This is a genomic window from candidate division KSB1 bacterium, from assembly GCA_034505495.1.
In the GTDB taxonomy this organism is placed as follows: Bacteria; Zhuqueibacterota; Zhuqueibacteria; order Residuimicrobiales; family Krinioviventaceae; genus Fontimicrobium_A.
In genome coordinates this window covers 68,969-93,357 of sequence record JAPDQV010000006.1, presented here as the reverse complement: position 1 = coordinate 93,357, position 24,389 = coordinate 68,969, and the positions used below count along the sequence as shown (strand labels likewise).

General features: G+C 54.3%; 17 protein-coding genes. 14 read left to right on the top strand and 3 right to left on the bottom strand.

Going from position 1 to position 24,389, the window contains the following annotated elements:
- Window positions 1–7: 7 nt before the first annotated feature.
- The 7 genes from ONB24_04285 (at window position 8) to ONB24_04255 (ending at window position 11,679) form a co-directional block, all read left to right on the top strand.
- Window positions 8–2,143, top strand: a complete 2,136-nt coding sequence (locus ONB24_04285) for a TonB-dependent receptor (GenBank protein ID MDZ7315323.1) — start codon at window positions 8–10, stop codon at window positions 2,141–2,143.
- 53 nt (window positions 2,144–2,196) lie between these two features.
- Window positions 2,197–3,858: a T9SS type A sorting domain-containing protein gene (locus tag ONB24_04280; protein MDZ7315322.1), complete on the top strand. Its 1,662-nt coding sequence runs from the start codon at window positions 2,197–2,199 to the stop codon at window positions 3,856–3,858.
- 1 nt (window position 3,859) lies between these two features.
- Complete coding sequence (locus tag ONB24_04275; protein MDZ7315321.1) at window positions 3,860–4,987, top strand: alanine racemase; 1,128 nt, start codon at window positions 3,860–3,862, stop codon at window positions 4,985–4,987.
- A 12-nt stretch (window positions 4,988–4,999) separates the two neighbouring features.
- Entirely contained in the window at window positions 5,000–6,751 is a 1,752-nt protein-coding gene (locus ONB24_04270) for a T9SS type A sorting domain-containing protein (protein ID MDZ7315320.1), read from the top strand.
- 19 nt (window positions 6,752–6,770) lie between these two features.
- Window positions 6,771–7,616: a hypothetical protein gene (locus tag ONB24_04265; GenBank protein MDZ7315319.1), complete on the top strand. Its 846-nt coding sequence runs from the start codon at window positions 6,771–6,773 to the stop codon at window positions 7,614–7,616.
- 4 nt (window positions 7,617–7,620) lie between these two features.
- On the top strand, window positions 7,621–9,789 hold the full coding sequence (locus ONB24_04260; GenBank protein ID MDZ7315318.1) for a TonB-dependent receptor: 2,169 nt from the start codon (window positions 7,621–7,623) through the stop codon (window positions 9,787–9,789).
- Window positions 9,790–10,062: 273 nt separating this feature from the next.
- Window positions 10,063–11,679 (top strand): SMP-30/gluconolactonase/LRE family protein, encoded by a 1,617-nt coding sequence (locus ONB24_04255; protein ID MDZ7315317.1) that lies wholly within the window; start codon window positions 10,063–10,065, stop codon window positions 11,677–11,679.
- Window positions 11,680–11,818: 139 nt separating this feature from the next.
- Here the strand turns inward: ONB24_04255 and ONB24_04250 are convergent, their stop codons facing one another.
- From ONB24_04250 to rocD, 3 genes are all read right to left on the bottom strand, one after another.
- On the bottom strand, window positions 11,819–12,856 hold the full coding sequence (locus ONB24_04250; protein MDZ7315316.1) for a T9SS type A sorting domain-containing protein: 1,038 nt from the start codon (window positions 12,854–12,856) through the stop codon (window positions 11,819–11,821).
- A gap of 187 nt (window positions 12,857–13,043) precedes the next feature.
- Complete coding sequence (locus ONB24_04245; GenBank protein ID MDZ7315315.1) at window positions 13,044–14,582, bottom strand: alpha-N-arabinofuranosidase; 1,539 nt, start codon at window positions 14,580–14,582, stop codon at window positions 13,044–13,046.
- 408 nt (window positions 14,583–14,990) lie between these two features.
- Window positions 14,991–16,193 (bottom strand): ornithine--oxo-acid transaminase, encoded by a 1,203-nt coding sequence (gene rocD, locus ONB24_04240; protein MDZ7315314.1) that lies wholly within the window; start codon window positions 16,191–16,193, stop codon window positions 14,991–14,993.
- 139 nt (window positions 16,194–16,332) lie between these two features.
- On the opposite strand from rocD, the gene trpS reads away from it, so the two are divergent.
- The 7 genes from trpS to ONB24_04205 all read left to right on the top strand — a co-directional run bounded on the left by trpS (window position 16,333) and on the right by ONB24_04205 (window position 24,376).
- A complete protein-coding gene (gene trpS, locus ONB24_04235; GenBank protein ID MDZ7315313.1) occupies window positions 16,333–17,298 on the top strand; it encodes a tryptophan--tRNA ligase in 966 nt (321 codons plus the stop codon).
- Window positions 17,299–17,302: 4 nt separating this feature from the next.
- A complete protein-coding gene (locus ONB24_04230; GenBank protein MDZ7315312.1) occupies window positions 17,303–17,980 on the top strand; it encodes an HAD-IA family hydrolase in 678 nt (225 codons plus the stop codon).
- A 145-nt stretch (window positions 17,981–18,125) separates the two neighbouring features.
- Complete coding sequence (locus tag ONB24_04225) at window positions 18,126–19,349, top strand: hypothetical protein (protein MDZ7315311.1); 1,224 nt, start codon at window positions 18,126–18,128, stop codon at window positions 19,347–19,349.
- A 1-nt stretch (window position 19,350) separates the two neighbouring features.
- Window positions 19,351–20,778, top strand: a complete 1,428-nt coding sequence (locus ONB24_04220) for a hypothetical protein (GenBank protein ID MDZ7315310.1) — start codon at window positions 19,351–19,353, stop codon at window positions 20,776–20,778.
- Window positions 20,779–20,804: 26 nt separating this feature from the next.
- Complete coding sequence (locus ONB24_04215; GenBank protein ID MDZ7315309.1) at window positions 20,805–21,773, top strand: hypothetical protein; 969 nt, start codon at window positions 20,805–20,807, stop codon at window positions 21,771–21,773.
- Window positions 21,774–21,837: 64 nt separating this feature from the next.
- Window positions 21,838–22,722: a PorV/PorQ family protein gene (locus tag ONB24_04210; protein ID MDZ7315308.1), complete on the top strand. Its 885-nt coding sequence runs from the start codon at window positions 21,838–21,840 to the stop codon at window positions 22,720–22,722.
- A gap of 49 nt (window positions 22,723–22,771) precedes the next feature.
- On the top strand, window positions 22,772–24,376 hold the full coding sequence (locus tag ONB24_04205) for a S41 family peptidase (GenBank protein MDZ7315307.1): 1,605 nt from the start codon (window positions 22,772–22,774) through the stop codon (window positions 24,374–24,376).
- Window positions 24,377–24,389 lie beyond the last annotated feature (13 nt).

Here is a 24,389-nt window from a genome sequence, read left to right as displayed (position 1 = left end):
GCGAAACGTGAACAAACTGTCGGCATGTGCCATCGTCATGGGGTTGATGCTGCGGGTCGCCGCGCAGGAGGCGACGATCGTGGGGCGCGTCGTCGAAGCTGAGAGCGGTCGACCGCTGCCGGGCGCTAATGTTTTTATCGTCAATACGTTTTTAGGTTCAAGCTCCACCGCCGACGGGCGGTTTGCCATTCGTCATGTGCCTCCCGGAGAATACCGCGTCAAAGCTGCTTATATCGGCTACCGCTCGGAGACGGTCGTTGTTCGCCTTTCAGCCGGCGAGACTGCGGAGTTGGAGTTCTCCCTCAAGTCTGCGCCTTTGGTCGGCGAGCAGGTGGTGGTGACCGGTTCTCGGCAGCCGGAAATCCTGGCTTCGGCTGCCGGCAGCATTCATGTGCTGAGCAAAGAAGAGCTGCAGCGCCGCGCTTCCTTCCGTATCGATGAGGCTTTGACGCATGTATCCGGTGTGACGTTGATAGGCGAACAAGTCAATATTCGCGGCGGTTCCGGCTACAACCGACTGGGCGGCAGCCGTGCTTTGGTGCTGTTGGACGATGTGCCCATGCTCACCGGCGACCTGGGCGAGACCAATTGGAATCTCGTCCCGATCACCGAAGTGGAGCTCATCGAAGTATCCAAGGGCGCTTCCTCGGCGCTTTACGGTTCCGGCGCCCTTTCCGGCGTGATCGCCGTGCGGACCAAGCAGCCCAGCCTCGGCAACACGATCTCTTTTCGCCAGACTGTCGGGGTGTACGACCGCCCTTCGGTGCCGCAATGGCGATGGACCGACGAGCTGCGCCATTATGAAAAGACGGATTTCAGTTGGTCGAACACGTTCGGGCGCGTCGGCGTCCGGTTGGCGGCAACTCGGCATGTTTCTACCGGCGACCGTGAAAACGGACAATTCACACGCTGGTATTTGACCGGAAAAGCGCATGCGCAGCTGCCGGGCAATTCGACCCTCACGCTTTTTTCAACCTACAGTGAAGAAGACCGTGGTTTGTTTCTGCAATGGTTGGAACAAGACCACGCTCTGCAGGTGCCGCCCTATGATAGCGGCAAAACTGTGGGACTCCGAGGTTATGTCGGCTATGCGGTTTTGAATAAATTATTTTCTCCTGCCTCGGCAATTAAAGTGAGGCTGTCGTACAATCAGCAGCTGGTGGGCATCCCGTTCGACTTGTCCGGCACATTCGCACCGGCTGCCGGCTTGGGCGGTGAACTGCAGTGGCAGTGGAAGCCGAAGCCGGATCACAGTCTGGCAATCGGCCTGGATTACAAATTTGACGCCGTCGAATCCAGCTATTACGGCAGGCGAACCGCCGACGGGTTGTCGCCTTATATTCAGGAAATCTGGAAGCTCAGCGAGCTGCTTCAGATCAATGCCGGTTTGCGGTGGGATAATTATGTGCTCGTCGGCGATTCGATCGAAACGCAGATCAGTCCCAAAATCGGCTTCAGCTGGCAGATGTTCCCCGGCACGGTGCTGCACGCCTCTTACGGCCGCGCCTTTCGCGCCGCAACGGTCGTCGAGCGATTTTTGGAAGCAGGTTCTTCGGATTTCCGTTGGCGCGCCAATCCGGCTCTGGAACCCGAGCGGTCGACGCTGCTCGATATCGGTCTTCGACAAAACGTCGGCGAACGGTTTTCCTTCGAAGCGGCTTGTTTTTTTAATCGGTTCGATCACTTGATCGAGCCGACGCTGTTCAACGATTTAACGGCCCAATTCATCAACACACCCGCCGCACGCATCGACGGCTTGGAAACGGAGATGCGCTTTCGGCTTTGGAAGGAACGTCTTGAGCTTCACGCCAATGCGGTTTGGATGAATCCGCGCGAAATCGAATCGGGCGAGCCGTTGGTTTACAGACCGCGCTTTACCGCTGCCGTCACGCCGGCGCTGCATTGGCGCCGCCTCAGCCTGGAAGCAGATTACCGTTACGTTGCCCGTCTTCCGAGAGTGGCTGTTTACCCGTTGGATGAGCGGGTGGCTATGAAGCTTGTCGATATTCGGGCCACTTTTCGCCTGCAGCGGTTGCTCTTCCGGTTTTTGGTGCGGAACGCGCTCAACTACAACTATACCGTATCCGAGCGCGTTCTGGGAGAGATTCGCAACTATGCTTTGGTTGTCGAAGGTCACTTTTAGCGCAGGACCTAAAGATAACAGCCGGGTCGGCCTGCGAATTGGGAAGGATTAGGATGATGAAGAAAAATAAACTCGTAACTCTCTGGTTTATTATTACCGTTGTTTTCGGCACCGCATCGGCGCAAAAGAACGGCATCGACCGACGATATGTGCCGATCCTGCAGTCGTGTAATCACCCCTTACTGTTGAATCTGCGCATCGACGAATGGACGGCTTTTCGCTATGATGCCGATCGCAATGAGTGGCAGGCGGTGCCGTTTCAGTTCGACAAACTGGATAAGAAAGGCAAGATCGAGCGCTTTCCCAGCGACTCGACCGATGCGACGGATGAGCTGGCGGTGCTGCCCGAGCATTTGGGCGACCGTGCATCCGCGTGGCAATGGTTGAACGACCCCGCCTCGCAGGCCGAAGCGCGCATCGAACTAGAGTTTTCCGATCCCCTGGATTCGGGGAAACGCGGCTGGCTTTATCTTTACCGCAGGGTCGGCAGCAAACCGGCTTTGCCGCAGGCGTTGCGCTATTCGCCGGGTCCAAGCGATGCACCCGCCGCCGATACCATCAAAACCGATGCCTTTGCCCTCGGTCATAACCGCAACGGCTGGATGGATTATCTGGCGCTCGGAGCCGATCGTGCCGATCTGATCGACCGCTTCAAGCTGCGGCTGGCCGGCAAGATGTTCATCGGGCCGGCCTACGATATTAACGAGGATTATGTTGAATCGCAGACCGGCAGTGAGGTCGTCTTTTTCATCCCCGGCCCGGTGCGCGCCTTTCACATTATCAAGGCCAATTTTTTGCTCGAAAAGCTCAAGCTGCCATTGCTGCCCAAGCGCTCGACCTTTGATTACCATTTTCATTATTTCCCCAACTCGTTCAAAATCTCCGCCGAGACCGATCTCGACGCCGCCATCTTGTCCATATTCGGTGTGCAGCTGCTGCGTCAGTCGCTCGACCTCAGCGAGAACGCCCGCGGCATGAAAGTGTTTTCGCCGTTTAATCGCGACGGTCTGACGGTCGACGGGAATCCGGATGCGGTCGTCGAGCCAGTGACCGGCGGAGTGGAGAACAACTGGGTGCTGATCTCCGGCACTCAGGGGGCCGTTTTGCTGATTTTTGAATTATCGCCGATGAAAAACTCGAAAAAGCTTTTTTATTATCATGACAACGCCGCAGGCAAAAGCGGCGACGGCACGGTAGATACCGGCGACGGCAAATCCATCGGCGACAGCGGCATCATGGTCAAGGCAACCGGCAGCGCTCTGATCGCAGACAAGTTGATCGTCAACTACAAGGCTTACTTTGTCACAGAGCCAAACCTCGACGCCGATTTCGCCGAGCGGATTGTGCGATGGGATCAAAATCCGTTAAAGCTGACGGTGCGTGAACAGCGGTACGTTCCCAGTTCCACCAGGCGTCGCTTTTGGTCGCCGCGCAGTTTCCGCCTTTTGCCCGCCTATCCCAATCCCTTCAATCCGAGGCAGATGAAGAACGTACGTTTTGAGTTCGAAGCGCCTCCCGGAGAGCATCGCCTGCTGCTTTTCAACGTACTGGGTCAGCAGGCCGCCGTTTTTACCGGCGTTGCGACAGAGGACGGGCGCGGCGCCATTCTGTGGGACGGCCGACAAGCCGACGGTTCTCTTGTGCCGCCCGGGGTATATTTTCTGCAGTTTTCCGAGACCAGGGAACTGCGCACCGAAAAACTGATCATCAACTAATATGGACTTTTATCTGGAAAAGTCTCCACGGCCCTATCGAATTAACAGGGTAGAAACGATTCGCACGCCGCAGCTGCTGGTCTTTGAAGATCGGGTCGAACGCAATATCGAAGCCATGCGTCGACTATTGGCCAACCTTGAGCCGCCGCTCGGTTTGGACGCGCTCTGTCCGCATGTCAAGACGCATAAATCAATTTGGACGACGAAAAAGCTGGCGGCAGCCGGAATTTCGTTTTTTAAATCGACGTTGAATGAGCTGCAGATGCTGGCGGATGCAGGTGCAAAGCGGATTTTTATTGCTTACCCCCTGCTGCCCAATGACGTTGAACAGGTCGCTGAATTTGCGGAGGCGCGCCCCGATCTCGATCTTTATGTGCAGGCGGGTCATCCGCAACATCTTGAATATTTGTGTCGACTGCCGGTACGTTGGAACGTACTGATCGACGTCAACGTCGGCATGGATCGGACAGGATGCCCGCCGGAAAAAGCGTGGGATCTTTATCTGATGCTGCGCGGCTGCCGAAACGTAGAATTTGCCGGGCTGCACGCTTACGACGGTCACGTCCATCAGCGCAGCGAGACGGAGCGATTCGCGCAGGCGCAGGCGAGCATGTCGCAGGTTATCCGGCTGGTTCGTCGATTTGCAGCAGCCGGCGCGCCGCCGCCCATGACGATCGTTGCCGGTACGCCGGCTTTCCTGTCCGATGCACAGATTCTAGGCTCTGCGGCTTTACCGACTCGAGTTTATTTTTCACCCGGAACGTGGGTGTATTCCGACAGCCTTACGGATGAGCTGTTGCCGGGTGTCTTTGAGACGGCCGCCGTGCTTTTAGCGCAGGTAATCGATCGACCGGCGCCTGGCAAGATCACTTTGAACATCGGCCATAAGCGCTGGGGCGCGGATCAGGGTCCGATAGAGCGATTCAGCGTGCCAGGCATGAAAGCCTTAAGCTGGAGCGAAGAGCACACTGTCGTCGCCGTGCCGACAAGTACGACCCTCGATATCGGTGATTATGTAGTAGCGGCGCCGCGTCATGTTTGTTCGACAATCAATCTTTGGGAAACCTTTTTATTGATCGATAGAGAAGGCAACTGCACAGAGTTGCCGATAGATGCCCGAAATCGATAAACGGAGGCAACCATGCAAAAACGACTGTTGATAGTCGCTCTTTTTGCTGCAGTAGGCACGGCCGTATTGGCCGGCTCGCTTATCGAAGACCGACAGTATGAACCCGTCGTCCTGTACGGCGGCGTATTGAGTCAGTTCTATAACGTTCCCATCAATGAAATTTACCTCTACGCATATGATCCCGCCGCACAAAAACTGAAAGTTATTCCGTTTCAAATCGATGAGAAAATCCTTACTCAGGATATTTTCAGTCCCACGCGCACGCGGCACTACTACGCCAATCCGGAAGCCTGGGTCATGGGAAAAAAGCAGGCTATTTTGGATGACGGCTTACTGGATGCCGACGACGAGCTGGTCTTTTTGGTGCGCGATTTGGGGCCCGAGGCGCCGAAAGAGGCCTGGAACGGCGTTGACGTCAAGGATGGTCTGCGCCGAACTCTGGCGGTGCGCGACCCGAACCGTCGCGATCAAGTCGCCTTTGCTTACTTGGTGCGATCATCGGAAAATAAAGAAATTCCCGCGCCTTATCGATTTTCCTACGACATCACCAATGACGTGGTCGGCAATTCGGTTTACTCGGTGCGCATGGCGCGGCCGAGCGGACTGATCGAAGATATCCGCTTTTTCCCGCCTTACGGCAGCGGCGTCGATATTTTCGACACGCAAAAAATCCGCTTGATCGGCCTGGTGGATCTCGGTATGATCTCGCTCACTCCGGGACTTAATGATCTGCCTGCCCTTAACGATCGCGAAAACTTTTACGTTTTTGCTCCGCAGGATCCTGAACAGGGGTATTTGAATGTCACACCGAATCCGGTCGTTCGCTTGACCCGCGAAGTGCGGCAGACCATTCGCTTGGGGGAACTAACGCTGAACGACGTGGCTTTTTACGTCAAGACCAAATTCTATCCTTTCAGCGGCAGTTTGGAGGGCGGCGGCAGCCTCGATCCTAAAAAGCTGCGCGAACTCTTTCCGGACCCGGATGACATCGCCATCAATTTCGACTTGGTGCGTCAGTCGTGGGATTTCAACGAGAATGCCGTCGGCATGAAATTCTATAACCCCAACAACAACGGTGTACTGGTCGACGGAAATCCTGACGCCGGCGTCAATCGCACGCTCAATTCCAAGGGCATGATCCGTGAATGGATGATGCTCAGCGGCGAGCAGGGAACGTTTTTTTCTTATCTCGTCATCGAAGACACCACCTATAAAAAACTCGAATTGTATTGGCACGACAATCGGAACGGCGGCCAGGACGATCAGAGCTATGTCGAAGGAGGCGACACCGGCGACGGCAAGTCCTACGGCGACCACGGCTTGAAAATACTTAACAGCCAGAGTTTGGAACTAGGTTTTATTGCTTATTTCGTCGAAAAGAACAAGGATCGTGCGTTTGCCGAACAGCTGGCCTACAATGTTGAAAATCCGGTGATCGCAAATTGGTATCCGATGGAGGTTAGCAATGCTTCGGATCAACCACCGGAGACGTTACGGCTTTTGCAGAATTATCCTAATCCGTTTAATCAGGCGACGAGGATCGATTATACTTTGAAGGAATCGGGCCGCGTTACGCTCGAAATTCTGAACTTGAAAGGGCAATGTCTTGCACGGTTAGTCGATGAAGAACAGACTTTTGGAGATCACTCGGCGGAATGGGACGGACGCGATGATCAAGGCAGCGGTGTCGGTTCGGGCATTTATCTTTATCGGTTGAAACAAGGACAATGGATGGTTACGAAAAAAATGCTGTTGGTGAAATAACATGTTTTGGGGAGGAAAGGTGATGCGGACAAAGAGGCGAATTTTTCATTTTTGGGCTCTTATTGTGATTCTTTTTATTCTCGTAACGTCCATTTACCGCTGTGACATCGACCATGGCCTGGCGCCGCTGCCGGGCACGCTCAATTTGACCGTATATTTTCGCAATACGCCGCCCAAGAACACGCAGGGCATTTACCTGATGGTGGCGCCGAAATTTCCGCCGCACGCCATCAATGAGGTCTATCACAGTCCCAACAGCCTGCCGATCGATCAGGATACGGTCTTTCATCAGCTGGCGCTGCCTTACGGCCATTACGATGCCCTGGCGCTGTGGTGGTACAGCAAAGACGTGGAAAGCAATTTAGCCGACGTCCTTGCCATACCCATCGACTATACGAGCGGCCTCAAGCCGTTAGGGTTCGATATTACGCCTGAAAAGCCGGTGGTTGACATTCAACTGCCGGTCAATTGGGCCAAAGTCGACCGCGATGCGGCGATCGAGGGCACAGTTTATTTCAGCGGCCCCTTTCCCAAGGATACCGACATTGTCGCTGTTGCCGCCTTTAAAAGCAAACCGGTCGGCGACGTCGATTACCTCATCCAGCTCAAATCGCTGGATTTCAGCATCAAAATGAACCAAAATCCCTACAAGTACCGGTTGCCCGTGCGCAGCGGCAGCGTCGGCTACATCGCCGTTTTTTGGCTGCCGGAGCATGCCGGCTTGAACGAATTCTCGATTGCAGGTGAATACAAAAGTCCGGAAGACAGCACGCGCCTCGGCTCACTTCGCCTTAAACCCGGCGATGTGGCGCAGAACGTCGACATTTTTGTCGATTGGAAAAAGATGAAACGGCTGGGGGAATAGGCGTATGAAAACTGTTACCCTACTTGCATCGCTGCTTTCCTTGAGCGGTCTGCTGTGGGCGCAGCAGACCTTTGGAACAATTTCCGGACGAGTTACGGATGCTAAAACAGGACTACCGCTTCCCGGCGCCAATGTAGTGGTGATCGGCACCATTTACGGTGCAAGCACCGATGCCGACGGGCGGTACGTCGTGCAAAAATTGCCGCCTGGAATCTATTCGCTGCGCATTTCGATGATGGGTTATCGCAGCATGCAGGCAACCGACGTACGCGTGCAGATCAACCGTGAGACACGAATCGATGCAGCGCTCGAAGAGACGTACATCGAAATGGATCCCGTCGTCGTGATTGCCGGAAAGTCCAAGCAACGCCTCGATGAAGCGAACGTTTCCATTTCGGTGGTCACGGCGCGTGACATCGAGCGGCGCAATGCCGTCGACATTAAAGAAGCTCTGGAGACGGCGCCGGGAGTCAACTTTATCGGCGATCAAATCAATATCCGCGGATCTACAGGGTATACTTTCGGCGCCGGCAACAAAGTGCTTTTGCTGTTGGACGGCGTGCCGGTCTATGCGAGCGACACGGGTCAGTTCAATTGGGACATGCTGCCGCCGCTGGACATTGAACAGGTCGAAATTCTCAAAGGCGCCGGTTCGACGCTGTGGGGGGCGTCGGCGCTCGGCGGCGTCGTCAACATCATCACCAAAGACCCGACGCCGGAAGGGCGTTTTCTTTGGTCTTTTTCCTCCGGAAAGTTCGATAAGCCCTACTATAAAGAATGGTACTGGACCGACCATTCGCGACTTTGGTACAACCGCGCCGATCTGAGCTATGGAAGGCGCTTTGGAAATCTGGGGCTGCGGCTGTCGGCCGGCCGAATGGAAACGACCGGCTATCAGCAGCTGGGCGATGCGCTGAAATATGTCGCCACCGTCAAGCTGGATTATCGTTTCTCCGGCGGCATCAAATGGACCGGCTATGCCTCGTACAGTTACATCGACCGCGGCTTTTTTGTACAATGGAAAGGGCAGAATGACCCTTATGAAGTGGATCCGAAAAATCTCAACAATTATGCCCAAACCAATCAATTGAACACCTATATGAAGCTGGCCGTGCCGTTGTCGCCGGTGTTCGGTTTTAATTTGCGCGCCTCCTTAGTACGCACGTTGATGGGCAACGAGTTCGGCAGCGCGGCGGATTTCAATCCGGCCATCGGCCAGGGCGTCGAGGCGCAGGCCGACTGGATTCCGCATTCCGCCCACACCATCACCTTCGGCGTGCAATACCAGCTGGATGCCGGCAGTACCAAGTATTTCGGCAGTCATCGCGGCTCGTTCATTGGGCCTTACGTGCAGAATGAATGGCGGATGAGAAAGAATCTTCGTTTGACAACCGGTGTCCGCTACGACCGCTATCAGCTGCATGGAGGTAAACGTGAGGATTTGTGGAGCCCGCGTATTGGTCTGAATTGGCAGCCTTGGAAAAGCACAAGTTTTCGCGCTTCCGCCGGCAGCGGATTTCGTGCCGCCACCATCGTCGAGCGGTTTCTGGAATTGGCAATCATGAATTTCAAAATCAAATCCAATCCCGCTCTTAAGGCGGAATCCTGTTGGGCGTACGATATCGGCGTACGCCAATATATCGGCGAAAACTGGAATTTTGACGTTTCACTTTTTCACAATCGCTACGATAACCTGATCGAGGCGCATCTCGACCTGATCCGCGGCCAGATTCAGTTCCGGAATGTCGCCGATGCGGTCATCGAAGGCCTGGAGGCGACGACCAATTGGAGCACCACTCTGCGCCTCGCAGGTCTTTCCGTTACTCCTGGTCTTACGCTCACCGGCACCTGGATGGATCACGAGGATTTGAAATGGCATGAACCCCTCACCTATCGACCGAAGACGCTTTTTACCGGCAAAGCCTCGCTCAAAATCGAACATCTGCAGCTGCAGCTCGATTACCGCTACGCCTCTAAAATCGACGAGGTCAAGATCTATCCCATCAACGACCGCGTGCCGATGAAGTTTTGGGATGTGCGCGCTTCATACGACTGGGGAGCCGTCTCGCTGATGCTCGGCGTCAACAACCTGCTGCAGTACAACTATGCGCCGATGGAAAGCAACCTTATGCCGCCGCGCACCTTCACGGCCGGTCTGAAAGGGCAATTTTAACACTTGACGGTTTGAAAACAGCTCTGCTTTTGCCGGAACGAGTCGATTATTTAAAATCTATGGGGGGAGAACGCCTTCATTTTGATCGGCCTTTGTGAGACGACGAATAGAACGGCGGGGCGGGAAAGTCTGGTGGAGAAGCTCTTGCAGATTTGAAGGAAATTGTCGACCTTTTTATAAGGGCTGCAACGCATCTCTATAATTGCTATCTGCAGCCCAAATAGTTCGGCTTGTATCAGCTTTGGTTTTCCCTTTCAAATAACAGGAGCGTATATGCCTCGGCTGCTTTTTCTCCTCAGTCTGCTGTGTCTTTCCTTTGCTCTTTATGCCGATGTCCCTGGAACGGTCAAGAAAACGCTTTCCTTGCCGACATCATTCGTAACCGGCCTGACATTCGACGGTGAAGCGTTCTGGACGGCAGATCGTGAGGCCGACAAGCTCTATCGTTTGGATATCCGCACCGGCAAGGTCGGCAAAAGTTTCGATGCGCCAGGTTATTTCTGCACCGCTCTCGCCTGGGACGGCAATGCGCTCTGGGTTGCCGACATGGACTTTACCAACACCTCCGCCGAAGCCTACAGCGGCAAGATCTATCGCGTCGATCCGCAGACAGGCCGTACGCTCAAGGTCATCATGGCTCCGGCTTCCGATCCGCAGGGCCTGACTTGGGACGGCACCTATCTTTGGGTTGCCGACAACGGCACGCGCGAAATTTATCAGATCAGTCCCGACGACGGCACCACCATCAAAACTCTGAAAGCACCGGCCGAGGATCCCCGCGGTTTGGCTTGGGACGGCGCTTTTCTCTGGCTTGCAGACCGATCTACGGATGAGCTCTACCGCATCGAGCCGGAGAGCGGCCGGGTGGTCATGATTCTTCCTGCTCCGGGCCCTTATCCCTGGGGTATGGTTTGGGCTCAGAACAGCCTTTGGGTGGCGGACTATCAGCAGGATCAGCTGGCACAGGTACTGGTCTTTTCCGACGCTCTCTACTCGCGAGCCAACGAGCGCCGCGCCGTCGTTACCGTAAAGCATGAGGTGATTAATTTCGGGCCGGGGACGGTGATCGATTTGAACGTCTATTTGGCTTTGCCCAAAAATCGACCGACCCAGGAAATAATTGCCGTGGACTTTATCCGGCCGCCCGACGCCGAACTGACAGACCGCTGGGAGCAGCAGGTCGTTTGCTTTAAAAAAGCCTCCCTCAAGCCGGGTGAACGCCTGGTTTCTTCCATGCGCGTCAAAGCCAAAATCTATGAGGTCAACTATTTCCTATTTCCGGAAAAGATCGGCTCCTTGGCCGAGATTCCGCCGGAGATACGGCGCCGCTATTTGGTCGATGAGGACAAGTACCGCTTATCGGATCCGGTAATACAAACAGCCGTCAAAGAGGCGGTCAAACGGCCCGACAATGCTTACTGGATTGCCCGCGACATCTACGACTATTTGCGCGAGCGCATGGTTTACAAGCGGATAGGAGGCTGGGATGTGGCGCCGACGGTTCTGCAGCGCGGTTCAGGCTCGTGCTCCGAATATGCTTTTGTTTATATTGCCATGTGTCGGGCGTCAGGACTGCCGGCACGGTACGTCGGATCCGTCGTCACCCGCGGTGAAGAGGCTTCGTTTGATTACATTTATCACCGTTGGGTCGAGGTCTATCTCCCCAACGTCGGCTGGGTTCCGGTCGATCCCAGCGGCGGTGATCAGGATTCGCCGCGCACGCAGGCCCGCTTTTTCGGGCATTTGGAAAATCGTTTTCTGATCACCACCGAAAGCGGCGGCGGGTCGGAGTATCTAAAATGGGACTACAATACCTCGGAGACCTGGCAGGCAGACGGCCGTGTGCAGCTGCGCATGGAGATGATCGCGGATTGGGATGGGTGGAAATAGGCTTTGTGAGAGGCCGGTGTACGCGATGCGAATAAAATCTATTCTCCCTCTTTTTTACTCTTTAACCTAAATAAAAAAACTCGGCGTCGATTAAAGGCGCCGAGTTTTTTCCCGTAAGATAAAGCGGGAAAAGCGCTGCCTAACGAACGAGAAGCATCTTTTGTGTGAGCGCTTTTCCTTCAGCTTCCAATCTGTAAAAGTAGACACCGCTGTTGACTGGGCGGCCCAAATCATCCGTACCCCGCCAAGTTGCCCGATGCAGACCGCTCTGATGGAATCCGTTCGCCAAGACGGCAATCTTCTCTCCGACGGCATTATAGACCGTCAGGGTCGCATTTCCTGGATTCGTTAAAGTGTATTCAATGGTCGTGGACGGGTTAAACGGGTTCGGATAGTTTTGCGCCAATTGAAAAGCCTGCGGCGCCATATCGCCGCGATCTTGAACACCGGCGCTCGGGAAATGCTGATAGAGATACGCCACTTCGTCGCCGGTCAAGACACGGTTATAAATGCGGACGTCGTGGATTTCGCTCAGCAGCACCGGATCGGCAGTATAGCCGCCGCGACCGATATAAGCGTAATTGGGGCTGATGTTGTAGAGCGCATTGTCGCCTGTCAACTCGGCAACGCCCATCCATTCGCCGTCGACATAAAAATTGAGTTCTGCGTCATCGATCGTCACCACCATGTGGTGGAGAATCCCGTCGTTGGTTTCGGGACCATTAACGCCGTTTTCTTTTTCCCAGGGATTGGTTATCTGACCGCAGGAAATGGCGGCTCGGCTCACATTGTCGCCGCGGCAGGGAGAAATGAAAAACCCGTTCGAACCGAAGCCGTTGAGGCTGTCGCCGAAATAGACAACCATGTGATAGCCGTTATTGGCGTCGGCAGTAGGTGTAAACCAAACCGCCACGGTGACCGCTTTATAATCAGGAATGCCGATAATGTCCCCCGGCAGCTCAATCCATTGATCCAACGATTCGATATAAAGCGAGCCGTTGGCAATAACGGCGTTGCCGATTACCGTACCGTGAGCAGCGCCCACTTGGTCGTTGGCTGTACCGTCATCGAACGGCCACCAGTGAGTTAGATTTTCGGTTCCCGGATCAGTCTGCGCCGTAACAACCGAGCACAAAATTGAAAAAATGATAAACAGCCGAGTCATGAGTGATTTCATTGCCTCCTCCTCACAGTTTTGATTGAATTATTATCTACCGATTCCGAAAATTGCTCATGCAGCCTTCCGTTTACAATTTGTACTTGAAAATCCTCTTATTCACCTCCTTTGGACAAGCCGATTGAAGCGGTTGTTTTTATTAGAAAATTTAAAGCAATGAACCTTAGAATCAGAGACAAATCAACCTTTATTTAGTGAGTTCAAGGACCACAACCGCGTGCGGCGGCAGTTCGACAGAAAGGCGGTTATCCTTAAGCGTAAAGACGGTAAACGGTTGAGGGACCACGCGATTGGGATTTTCAAACGTATTGTGATCCTGAATTTTTGCCGAGGTCAAAATCCTGCCGCTTGCTTTCTTTGCTGGGAATCCTTGAAGCTTGATATCGACCTTTTGCCCGTTGCGGGAATCGATATTGGTCAACGAGATGTGCAGCTTGCCGCTTTGGTCGATTGAAGAAGAAACAGAGAGCGCCTGGATCTTTTTATCCTTGAGAACATAATCGCTTGAAGTGATTTTAGTCGGTACAAGTTTCGCATCCTGATGCACGTTGTACATTTCCATCACATGGTAAGTCGGGGTGAGGATCATTTTTTCGTTTTGCGTTAAGATAATCGACTGCAGGCAGTTGACCATCTGGGCCAGATTGGCCATGCGTACGCGGTCGGCGTGATCATTAAAGATGTTTAAAGTCAGCCCTGCAATCATGGCGTCACGGATGGTGTTCTGCTGATAAAGCGCGCCGATGCCGCGCGGGTCGCGATCGTACCAACCGCCCCATTCGTCCACAACCAGCGCCACCCGTTTCTGCGGGTCATACTTGTCCATTACTTGACTGTTTCGAGTAATAAACTCTTCCATGAACCAAGCTCTCTGCATCGTATCAAAATATTCCTCTTCATTAAAATCATAGGAGGAACTTTTATGCGCCCAATTCACGGCATAGTGATGGATGGAAATACCTTCGAAGCGTCGAGCAGGAATGTTTTTCATAAGGCTTTCCGTCCACTCGTAATCCGGAACGCCCGGCCCCACTGCAATGCGAAACAGCCTCTCTGAATTGTAATAGTTGGTCATAGCCGTGGCGAATTGCTTGTAAAGGTTGATGTAATGATCGACGGTCATGGAGCCGCCGCAATCCCATGATTCGTTGCCGATTCCCCAGAATTTGACCCGCCACGGTTTGTCGCGGCCGTTCTTGGCGCGCAGATCGGTCAGCCAACTGGTGCCGTTGGCGTGGTTAACATACTGAACCCATTCGACGGCTTCCTGAACAGTACCGGTGTTGACGTTAACGGCCAAGTAAGGCTCGGCACCCAGCAGTTCGCATAGATCGAGGAACTCGTGCGTACCAAAGCTGTTGTCCTCGCGATAGTTGCCCCATGCCAGGTTTTCGATCGGTTTCCGTTCGCTTTGCGGACCGATTGCATCCATCCAATGATAGGTGTCGGCAAAACAGCCGCCGGGCCAGCGCAAATTCGGAACCTTGAGCTTCAGGAGAGCTTCGATGACGTCATTCCGCACGCCGAAGGTGTTGGGAATGGTCTTGTTTTCCTTGCCCACAAACAGCCCGTCATAGATGACGCCGCTGATGTGCTCGATGAAATGGCCGTAGATGTGTTTGCTGATTTGAACAGTTGCTGAATCGGCATAGACAGTAACCTGGTTTTGCGCCCAAGCGGTCGCAGTCCATGTCAACAGTAGAACGACCAGCGTCATTTTTTGCATTTTGACTCCTCCTCAATGGTAAAGCTTTTGACGGCGGGCGGCCAAGCAATTTCCGGCTGCACCATCGAAAATCCTTATCATGAGCTGTCGGCGGCCGGCTGCCGCCGTTGATCCCGGCTGTTAAAAAATGATTTTAAAAGTTAAGAATTATGGTAGACATTGAATAAACGAAAAAACTAAAGAAATGTTCGCAAGTCGGAAGGAAAAGAGGGAGATTAAGACTATTGATCCGGTAAAGAATCTAATTTTCACTAACGCGAGTGTATAAATTCTAGTCTTGCAGGGAAGAAAAAGGGTAAATTTTCATTATTCATTCCAAGGCTTGGCCCGCAAGCGGGAACCTTTGTTCGCCTTATGGAGTCAACGGCTGAATTTGTGTGCTGATTATTTGTAGGTGACGAAAAAGGTTTACAAGGTTTCCAGAACCTTTTTTACTCTTTCGAAAGCCCAGTCGAGTTCCTTCTTCTTAATGACCAGCGGCGGGGCGAATCGGATGATCGTCTCGTGCGTCTCTTTGCACAAAAGGCCTTCCCTGCGCAACGCCTCGCAAAAGCGACGGGCTCCGCCGGCTTCCGGCTTTAAATCGACGCCGATCAACAGTCCCTGGCCCCGCACTTCTTTGATATGCTTTTTATCGATCGTATTGAGTTTGGCCATGAAATAATCGCCGAGTTCGCGAGCGCGTTCCGGTAGATTTTCGTCGATGATGATCTTGAGCGCCTCGCGGGCGATGGCGCAGGCGAGCGGATTGCCGCCGAACGTGCTGCCGTGGTCGCCCGGTGTAAAGACATCCATGACCTCTTTGCGGGCGATGAACGCGGAAATCGGATAAAAGCCGCCGGCAAGCCCTTTGCCGATGATAATGCCGTCGGGCGAAACGCCTTCGAATTGATAGGCAAAGAGGCGACCGCAGCGCCCAAGGCCGGTTTGGATTTCATCCACGATGAACAGCACATTGTTTTTTCGGCAGATCTGTTCGATCTCACGCAAATAGCCTTCCGGGGGAACATTGATTCCGCCTTCACCCTGGACCGGCTCGATGAGAACGGCGGCGGTGTTGGGGGTAACGGCGCGGGCCAGCGCTTCGGCATCGCCGAACGGCACAATGACAAAACCCGGTGTAAACGGCCCGAATCCGAAGCGATACTGCTCTTCGGTGGAAAAGCTGATGATCGTTGTGGTCCGCCCGTGAAAGTTGCCGGCGGCGACAATGATCTCGGCTTGGTCCTTCGGCACGCCCTTGACGGTATAGGCCCACTTGCGCACGGCCTTGATGGCTGTTTCCACCGCCTCGGCGCCGCTGTTCATCGGCAGCACGCGGTCAAAGCCGGTCAGCTGACAAAGATCACGGCAAAGCAGCGGCAGCTGATCGTTGCGGAAGGCACGGGAAGTGAGGGTAATCCGCTTCATTTGCCGTTTGGCCGCCTTGATCAGCCGCGGATGAGCGTGACCTTGATTGACTGCCGAGTAGGCGCTCAAAAAGTCGAGGTACTTTTTCCCCTCGACGTCGTAAACCCAAACTCCTCTGCCGCGCGCAATGACCACATCCAACGGATTGTAATTATGCGCCCCGTACTCATTCTCCAATCGAATCAATTCTTCAACTTTCATAACATGCCTCGCGTAAAGTGTCGGCCAAACATACGAAAAGGGGTTCACAAAATCAAATGCTTTCCTGGAGACCATCCCTCTTTTATCTTTTTAATTGTTTTCGTACATTATTATGAATCGAAACAGAGGAGATGCTTCGTTGCGAGTTTTGTCAGGCATTCAACCTTCGGGCGCGCTTCATTTGGGTAACTATTTCGCCATGATGAAGCGCATGATCGAGTATCAGGCCAATCATGAACTCTTTTGCTTCATCGTCAATTACCATGCTTTGACGACGGTGCAGGACGCCGCTGTTCTGCGCAAAAACACCTTCGAAGCGTGCGCGGATTTTTTGGCGCTCGGAATCGATCCGGAAAAATCCTACTTTTACGTGCAGGCGGATATTCCCGAGGTGACCGAACTGACGTGGATTCTTTCCAACGTTACGGAAATGGGGCTTTTGCAGCGTGCGCACTCTTATAAAGATAAACTGGCCAAGGGCATCGAACCGAATCATGGTCTGTTCGCTTATCCGGTGCTGATGGCGGCGGACATTCTGCTTTACGGCGCCGAGCTGGTTCCCGTCGGCAAGGATCAAAAGCAGCACATCGAAATGACGCGCGACATTGCGCAGAAATTCAATTACCGCTTCGGCGAGGTTTTCGTCATTCCCGAGGCGGACATTCAGGAAGAGCTGGCCGTGATTCCAGGCCTCGACGGCCAAAAAATGAGCAAGTCTTACGGCAACACCATAGAATTGTTCGCTCCCAAGGAAGAACTGCGCAAAAAAGTGATGTCAATTGTCACGGATGCACGGGGTGTGGACGAGCCGAAGGATCCGGATCACTGCACGCTATTTGCCATTACGTCTCTTTTCCTCGATGAGCAGGGCAAGGCGGAGCTGCGCGAACGCTACCTCAAGCCCGGCCTCAAATACTCCGACGTTAAAAAGGAACTGGTCGAGCTGATCTGGAACTATTTCGAGCCTTATCGCGAAAAGCGAGAAAGGCTGATTAATGATCCGGACTATCTCCGCGATGTCATGCGCTACGGCGCCGAAAAGACCCGGCCGATTGCCCGCAAATACCTCGAAAAAGCACGCGACGCTGTCGGTTTGAACTATTAGCCGAATGAAGGAAATCCGCGCCGTTTTTTTCGACTTTGACGGCGTTTTTGCCGACACGCTGCCGGATCATCTGGCGGCATGGCGACAGGTTTTGCATGAAAGCTACGGTGTGCCGTTCGATCCGATGGTCGTCAAGCTGAACGAAGGCAGGCCTGTGATCGAGATCGCGCGCGCCGTAACGGAATCTTGCGGCTTAAAGTTGGATGAAGATCGGCTGGAGGCTCTCATTCGCGCCAAGAATGAACGGTTCCGTGGGCTGCATCGGCCTCGACTCTTTCCGGAGATTTTACAGATCATAGCGGCGGCCAAAGAAAGAGGCATCGCCGTCGGGCTGGTCACCGGCACCAAGCGGGAGAATCTTGTCGCCGTCGTCGATGCGGAGGTACTGGGACAGCTGGATGTCATCATCGCCGACGGCGATACGGCGCGGGGCAAACCGTGGCCTGACCCCTATTTGGAAGCTGCCGGTCGACTTGGTGTACCTCCTGCAGCCTGCTTAGTGGTCGAAAATGCACCTCAGGGAATCCGCGCCGCCAAGGCCGCCGGTATGTTCTGCGTGGCCGTCATGACTACCCTCAAAGAGGAACATTTGCAGGAGGCTGACGTTACAGTACCAACTCACGCCGACCTGCTGCGGTGGTTCAGACGTTCGGCGGTCGAGACTACCGACGCAAAGCCTTAGCCGCGCAGTTTTTTTACGGCGAGAAAAGGGCCGTGGTGCAGGCAGCCGATGCGGATTCTCGAAATTTTGGACCGACGGCAAAAAGAAATTTTTTTCTGCATAACAATGCCGGTCTTTTATATCATGCACCTGAAAAGGGGATAAGATGGTTTTTCTCCAAAGTGTCTTCAAGCCGCAGTATTTCATGACTGCGGTGTTTTTGCTTTCGGCCTGTACGCGCGAGCTGCCGGCACCTGCTGAGCCGGACAGTGCCGTTCTCGAAAAGCACCGGATTCCCTCGGTAGTCAACCCCGGGAGGAGTTATACCGTCGAAGTCAAGCTGATCGGCAATGCCCAGGCTGATTCGGTCCGATTGAGAGTGTTTGCGGCGCAACAGGAGGTCCTGCAATCCAGTCTGTTCGACGACGGCGGTGCCGTACACCCCGAATCCGGCGATCAGGCTGCATTCGACAACATTTTTACCTGCAAACTGCTCTGGAATGCGGCGCTCTCGCAGACCTCGGAATTGCTTTGGCGTTTTGAAGCGATCGGCCGCGGTGCTGCCGTCATTTCTCCGCTCGAAACGACCGTCCTTTCGATCAAAAACAGTCCGCCGGTTTTGCTCGCCGTAGAAGCGCCTGATCGTCTGCCCAGCGGATTCAAAGGTCAGATGAGGTTTGCGGCTGCTGCAGCAGATTCCAATGGATTGGAAGATTTGCTCGTGGTGCGCTGCACGGCCTTTCGAAGCGGAGCTCGAGCCTTTGCAATAGATTTGACGTCGAAAGCAGAGGCAGGTCGATTCGAAACGGCGATAGATTCATCTTTTGCGGCCGGAAAAAAGGGCGAGTATGATCTGTCTTTCCAGGCGTTCGATCGGTCCATGACCGGCAGCAACGTGTTCGAAAAGCGTATTTTGATCGATAATGAACCGCCCAGGTTGGTTGAATTTGTTCATCCCGACTCGATTCCTTTGCCCGGTGCCGGCATGATGACCGCCTTTCTTATAACCGTTCGCGTCGTCGATCCTCAATCCCTGCAGGACGTCAAGTTTGTCAAAATGGAGTGGAAAAAGCCGGACGGCACCTATTCAAAAAATAGCCCCTTTATGCTCTACGACAACGGTCTGCCCTGGAATGAGGACTTTAAGGGTTGGGACGACGGTTGGCGCGGTGATCAGACGGCCGGAGACGGCGTCTACTCCATTACGGCCATTTTTGATCCGACGCAGCCCCTCGGCGACTATCAATTGACCTTTTTTGCCGAAGACTATGCCGGAAACGTCAGTGAGCGAATCACGCGAATCGTAACGCTGCACGCGCGGCCCGGACTGAGCAAGACGGCGATTTTGGGCGAGCGCCCGCTTTTCCATCATCCTTTCGGAGGTCAATGACATGCTGCCGCGCATCTTTCTTCTCCTGATCTTTGTTTGCTCGCTCGCTTTCGGAAAAACGATCGGCGGTTATACCCTGCACAGCGGTCAGCCTTCTACAGGTCCGGTGGGAAACGGCATCACGGATTTGGTCTCCGGCAGAAACTGCCTCTGGATCGGCAGCGGGGAAGGGTTATCGCGTCTTCGCCTCGATACGCACCAGTTCGAATCGTTTCAACATGTTGAAAATATGCCGCGGGGCAGCATTTCAGCGCTTTTTGCCAAGGGCGATACCGTTTGGGTTGCCGCAGCAGCGGACAGTTTCATTCGGGCTGTCGGTGAGACCCTGCCGTATGGAACCGGTTTGGCTGTGTCAACGGACAACGGTGCCACGTGGACGCAATTCAAACAGCCGGGCGTTACGCCGGTACAAAATCTCTGCTATGACCTCACGATTGTCGACGGCGTGGTTTGGGGCGCCTGCTTCGGCGGCGGCCTCATTCGATCGGACGATTGGGGTAAAACCTGGAAAAATACGGCGCCGGATACTTTTGTGTTCGATCCGGCTGCTTATCTCAACCACCGCGTGTTCTCGGTACTTAATGCCGACGGTGTCTTGTGGGTGGGGACGGCCGGTGGAGTCAACAAGTCGACGGATAATGGTCGCACTTGGACAAACTTTAATGCCCGCAACCAGCAGAATCCGATTTCCGGGGACTTTGTCGTTGCTTTGGCGCAGCAAAAGACGGAAGATCGAAACATCATCTGGGCGGCGACCTGGCGGGCGGAAGGGCAGAAGGAATACTACGGCCTTTCCAAGACGGAAGACGGCGGCGCCTCCTGGAAAGTCTGTTTGAAAGACATTAAAGTTCAGAATATCGCAGCCGATGGGGCTGTCGTCTATGCCGCGACTCACGAAGGGCTTTACAAATCGCCGGATTTCGGCGAAACTTGGTACCGATTATCGGATCCGGTCGATGCCGTTACCGGTGAACGTGTGTATGCGCAGGAATACTACAGCTGTTATGCTCATGACGGTCAAGTGTGGGCCGGCTCGGCGGACGGGCTTGCTTATACGGCGGATAACGGCTATACTTGGAAGATCTTTCGTGCTTTTCGGCCGACAGGCGTCGCCGGAGAGCCTCGTACCTATGCCTATCCCAATCCCTTTTCGCCGAAACGCCATAATCAGCTTTACGGGGAAGGGTATGTACGGATGCAATACCGCGTGCAAAAGGATACCTATGTGACAGTCAAGATTTACGATTTTGCATTGGATTTGGTGGCGACGGTCTGCGAGCACAAATTCAGACCCGGCCCCGGCGATTACGCCGAAGTCTGGGACGGCCGCAATGAATATCGCGATGAGGCGGCAAACGGCGTCTATTTTTACAGCGTCACCGTGGAAGGTGAGGGTACGTTTTGGGGCAAGATTCTGCTCGTGAATTAATGCGCAAAATAGCGGATGGAGAGAGAATGATCAAGCGGATGATTCTGGGGGCAATGCTTTTGGGGAATGCGGCTTGGTGCGCCGTCGGTGCCGACGGCGGTTATGCCGGCGCTTTTTTGCGCATGGGTTTCGAAGCGCGCAGCAAATCTCTTGGTGATGCTTTTGTCGCCGTGCCTGAAGGCGCCGGAGCCGGCGTTTACAATCCGGGCGCGCTGCCGCAGCTTTCCGGCCCGCAGCTGATGATGTCGCTTTCTTTTCTGCCGTTGGATCGGAGTCTTGATTTTGTCGGCTTTGCGCTGCCGATTCGGCCGCAGTCCGGCAACAGCGGAGCTCGGCCTTTAAATGCCGGATTGATGGTCGGCTGGCTGCACGCCGGTGTCGATCATATCGACGGCCGCGATTTTGCCGGCAATCGGACGCAGGAACTCTCCAATTCGGAGCATGCCTTTTTCATGGGTTTTGCCGTTGCTCCGTCGGAGAGGCTCAGTTTCGGCGTTTCAGGGAAAATCCTTTACAACCGAATCCCTGATATCGCCGAAGAGGGCGGGGCGCTGACCTCACGCGGCCTCGGCATCGATTTCGGTGTTTTTTTCCGCGCCATGTCCGGATTGACCTTCGGCGCCGCCGTCAAGAACAACATGGCCAAGTATACATGGAATACGGACAAAGTCTATGAACGGGGCACATCCACGACCTACGCCTTGCCGCGTACGCTGCGGGTCGGCGCGGCCTGGCGGATCCCGCAGCAGTGGCTGTTGGTAGTCGCCGATGTCGAGAGCAGCGACAAGCAGAATCCGCGTTATCATTTTGGTGCCGAGGCAACACTGCATCGGCTGGCGGCGGTGCGCCTGGGTTTGGATCACGGCAAACCGACCTTCGGTTTCGGCGTGCGCTCGCGGCTGTTCGGCAAACAGGCTGAACTCAACTACGCTTTCGTGCCGACACTCGAAGCCTTATCGCCGGATCACGTATTCAGTTGGACGATCGATTTTTAGCGGAATGTCGATTTTCCGCTGCGTGTTTCCGGCAAAGCACGCGGCTTGATGGGAAAGGAAAAAAATGCTGAATAAACTGATTTGGGCTGTCCTCTTTGCAACAACGGCGACGAATGCTGCGGTCAACGGCGCTGCGGCTCTCAAGATTGCCGCTTCGGCGCGCGGCTCGGCAATGGGCGAGGCTTTTACCGCCGTTGCCGACGACGCCTCGGCGCTGTTTTGGAATCCTGCCGGCGCTGTTGCGCTGGAAAACCGCGGCATTCAGCTCAGCTACGCCTCTTGGATTCAGGGAATCAGCAACCAAACGCTCTCTTTGATTGCACCGACTCGTTACGGCGCCTTCGGGTTCGGGATAATGCTGACGACGGTAGAAGGCTTTGAACAGCGGATCATTGCTTCTGAAGAGCCTTTAGGCGTTTTTTCCGCCAATAGCTTGATCGCAGCTGCAACCTACGCCCGTCGGGTTTTGCCAAACTGGACGTTCGGTGCAAACCTCAAGTTTATGCATGAAAAAATATATATTGAAAACTCGCAAGGCTGGATGGTCGATTTCGGCCTGCAGTGGCGCGCGCCTTTGGAAGGCCTGCGCCTGGCGGCGGCACTGCAGAATTGGGGCACGACCACACGAATGGCACAGGAGCGGGTGCAGCTGCCGCGCACGCTCCGGTTCGGAGCGGCTTATCGACTTCCCCGGTCGGCGCCGGAGGCAACCGTGGCTTTCGATTACGTGACGGTGCGCGGCGAGACGGCTCACCTGCAGGCGGGCGCCGAAATTGCACCGTTGCCGTATCTTCTGCTGCGCACCGGCTATCAAACCGGCTTTGAAGATAAAGGAATCAGTTTCGGCTTCGGGTTGCGGCTGCAAAGAGCAGCGATTGATTATGCCTACGTCCCCTTTGGCCGAGGATTGGGCGACACGCATCGCTTTTCCGTTTCTTTGCCTTTTTAAGGCAAAAGCATTATTATTAAGGGCTGGTTGACGCAAAAGGAATTTTAACATGAAGGCAAAACGATATATACCTTTTTTGCTTTTCGGTCTGTTGGCCGGATCGACGCTTCTGATTACCCAATTTCGCAATCGCGACGCTTATTCATCGGACGGCGTGCGCGAGCAGTTGACCCGCTTTCAGGAGGTGTTTGCGCTCATCAACAACTATTACGTGGAGCCGCCGGATCGGGAAAAGCTGATTACCGGCGCGATCAACGGTATGTTGAGCGAGCTCGATCCGCACTCGGTTTATATTCCTAAAAAGAATCTGGAACGGGTAACCGAGCAGTTTGAGGGCTCCTTTGAAGGCATCGGCATCGAATTTGTCGTGCTCAATAAGATCTTGACGGTGGTGTCGCCGATCGTCGGCGGTCCTTCCGAAGCAGTCGGTATTCGGCCCGGTGATCAGATCATCCGCATAGAAGGTCAATCGGCTTACGGCATTACCGAAGATGAGGTACTGAAAAAGCTGCGCGGCCCTGCAGGCACGCAGGTCAAGGTGACAATTCGACGGCCTTCCGAAGGAACCGAATTCGAGGTCGTCATCACCCGCGACAAGATTCCCATCTACAGCGTGATGGCGGCGTTTATGCTGGACGACCGTACCGGCTACATCTACCTCGGTAGATTTGCCCGCACGACGGCGCAGGAGGTGGAGGAGGCGCTGCAAAAGTTGGAGAAACAGGGAATGAAACAACTTGTCTTCGACCTGCGCGGCAACTCGGGCGGCTACTTGGATCAGGCTTTCGAAGTGGCGGATAAATTCATTCCCGGAGGCTACAAGATCGTCTATACGCGCGGCCGCATTCGCAATTCGGATCAGGATTTTTACTCGACGGACAAGGGAACGCATCCGCTCTATCCTCTGGTGGTGCTTATCGATCATGGTTCCGCGAGCGCCTCCGAGATCGTCGCCGGCGCGATTCAGGATCTCGACCGCGGACTGGTTCTTGGTCAGACCAGTTTCGGCAAAGGCCTGGTGCAGAATCAGATTCCGCTCAGCGACGGCGGCGCTTTGCGCTTGACCGTCGCCCGATACTACACGCCCAGCGGCCGTTTGATCCAGCGGCCGTATGAAGAGGACAACCTGGTCGACTATTACAATGAGGCGTACAGCGACTCGGCCGATGCGCGAAAACCCGATTCCACCAAACAGTACCTCACCTTGGCGGGTCGCACCGTTTACGGCGGCGGCGGTATAACGCCGGACTCGATTTTAGCGCCGGAACGCATCACCCGTTTTACCAATCGACTGATCGTTAAACGGCTTTTCTTCGAGTATGCCGTCGATTGGGCAGGCAGGCATAAGGGAGCTTTTAAGGATTTCGAGGCCTTTAAGCGCGATTTCAAGTTCGATGCGGCCATGCTCGAAGAGTTCAAGTCGCTCATGAAAAAGCACGACATCGAGTTCGTCGAAGAAGCCTATCAAAAGGATGCCGATTACATTGCCCTACTGATCAAAGCAGAAATTGCGCGTCAATTGTGGAACAGCGAGCACTATTACAAAGTGAGGATCACCGCCGACCGGGAAGTCGAGCAGGCCGTCAGAATGATGCCGGAGGCCGAGCGAATCAAAAACCTCCATTCCTGGAATTCAGCCCCCAAAACGCAATAAAAGTAACGGAGAC

Excerpts from the sequence above, each read along its gene's own strand:
- ONB24_04280 (MDZ7315322.1), top strand. The coding sequence starts at position 2,197 with ATGATGAAGAAAAATAAACTCGTAACTCTCTGGTTTATTATTACCGTT.
- ONB24_04275 (MDZ7315321.1), top strand. The coding sequence starts at position 3,860 with ATGGACTTTTATCTGGAAAAGTCTCCACGGCCCTATCGAATTAACAGG.
- ONB24_04270 (MDZ7315320.1), top strand. The coding sequence starts at position 5,000 with ATGCAAAAACGACTGTTGATAGTCGCTCTTTTTGCTGCAGTAGGCACG.
- ONB24_04260 (MDZ7315318.1), top strand. The coding sequence starts at position 7,621 with ATGAAAACTGTTACCCTACTTGCATCGCTGCTTTCCTTGAGCGGTCTG.
- ONB24_04255 (MDZ7315317.1), top strand. The coding sequence starts at position 10,063 with ATGCCTCGGCTGCTTTTTCTCCTCAGTCTGCTGTGTCTTTCCTTTGCT.
- ONB24_04250 (MDZ7315316.1), bottom strand. The coding sequence starts at position 12,856 with ATGAAATCACTCATGACTCGGCTGTTTATCATTTTTTCAATTTTGTGC.
- ONB24_04245 (MDZ7315315.1), bottom strand. The coding sequence starts at position 14,582 with ATGCAAAAAATGACGCTGGTCGTTCTACTGTTGACATGGACTGCGACC.
- rocD (MDZ7315314.1), bottom strand. The coding sequence starts at position 16,193 with ATGAAAGTTGAAGAATTGATTCGATTGGAGAATGAGTACGGGGCGCAT.
- ONB24_04230 (MDZ7315312.1), top strand. The coding sequence starts at position 17,303 with ATGAAGGAAATCCGCGCCGTTTTTTTCGACTTTGACGGCGTTTTTGCC.
- ONB24_04225 (MDZ7315311.1), top strand. The coding sequence starts at position 18,126 with ATGGTTTTTCTCCAAAGTGTCTTCAAGCCGCAGTATTTCATGACTGCG.
- ONB24_04220 (MDZ7315310.1), top strand. The coding sequence starts at position 19,351 with ATGCTGCCGCGCATCTTTCTTCTCCTGATCTTTGTTTGCTCGCTCGCT.
- ONB24_04215 (MDZ7315309.1), top strand. The coding sequence starts at position 20,805 with ATGATCAAGCGGATGATTCTGGGGGCAATGCTTTTGGGGAATGCGGCT.
- ONB24_04210 (MDZ7315308.1), top strand. The coding sequence starts at position 21,838 with ATGCTGAATAAACTGATTTGGGCTGTCCTCTTTGCAACAACGGCGACG.
- ONB24_04205 (MDZ7315307.1), top strand. The coding sequence starts at position 22,772 with ATGAAGGCAAAACGATATATACCTTTTTTGCTTTTCGGTCTGTTGGCC.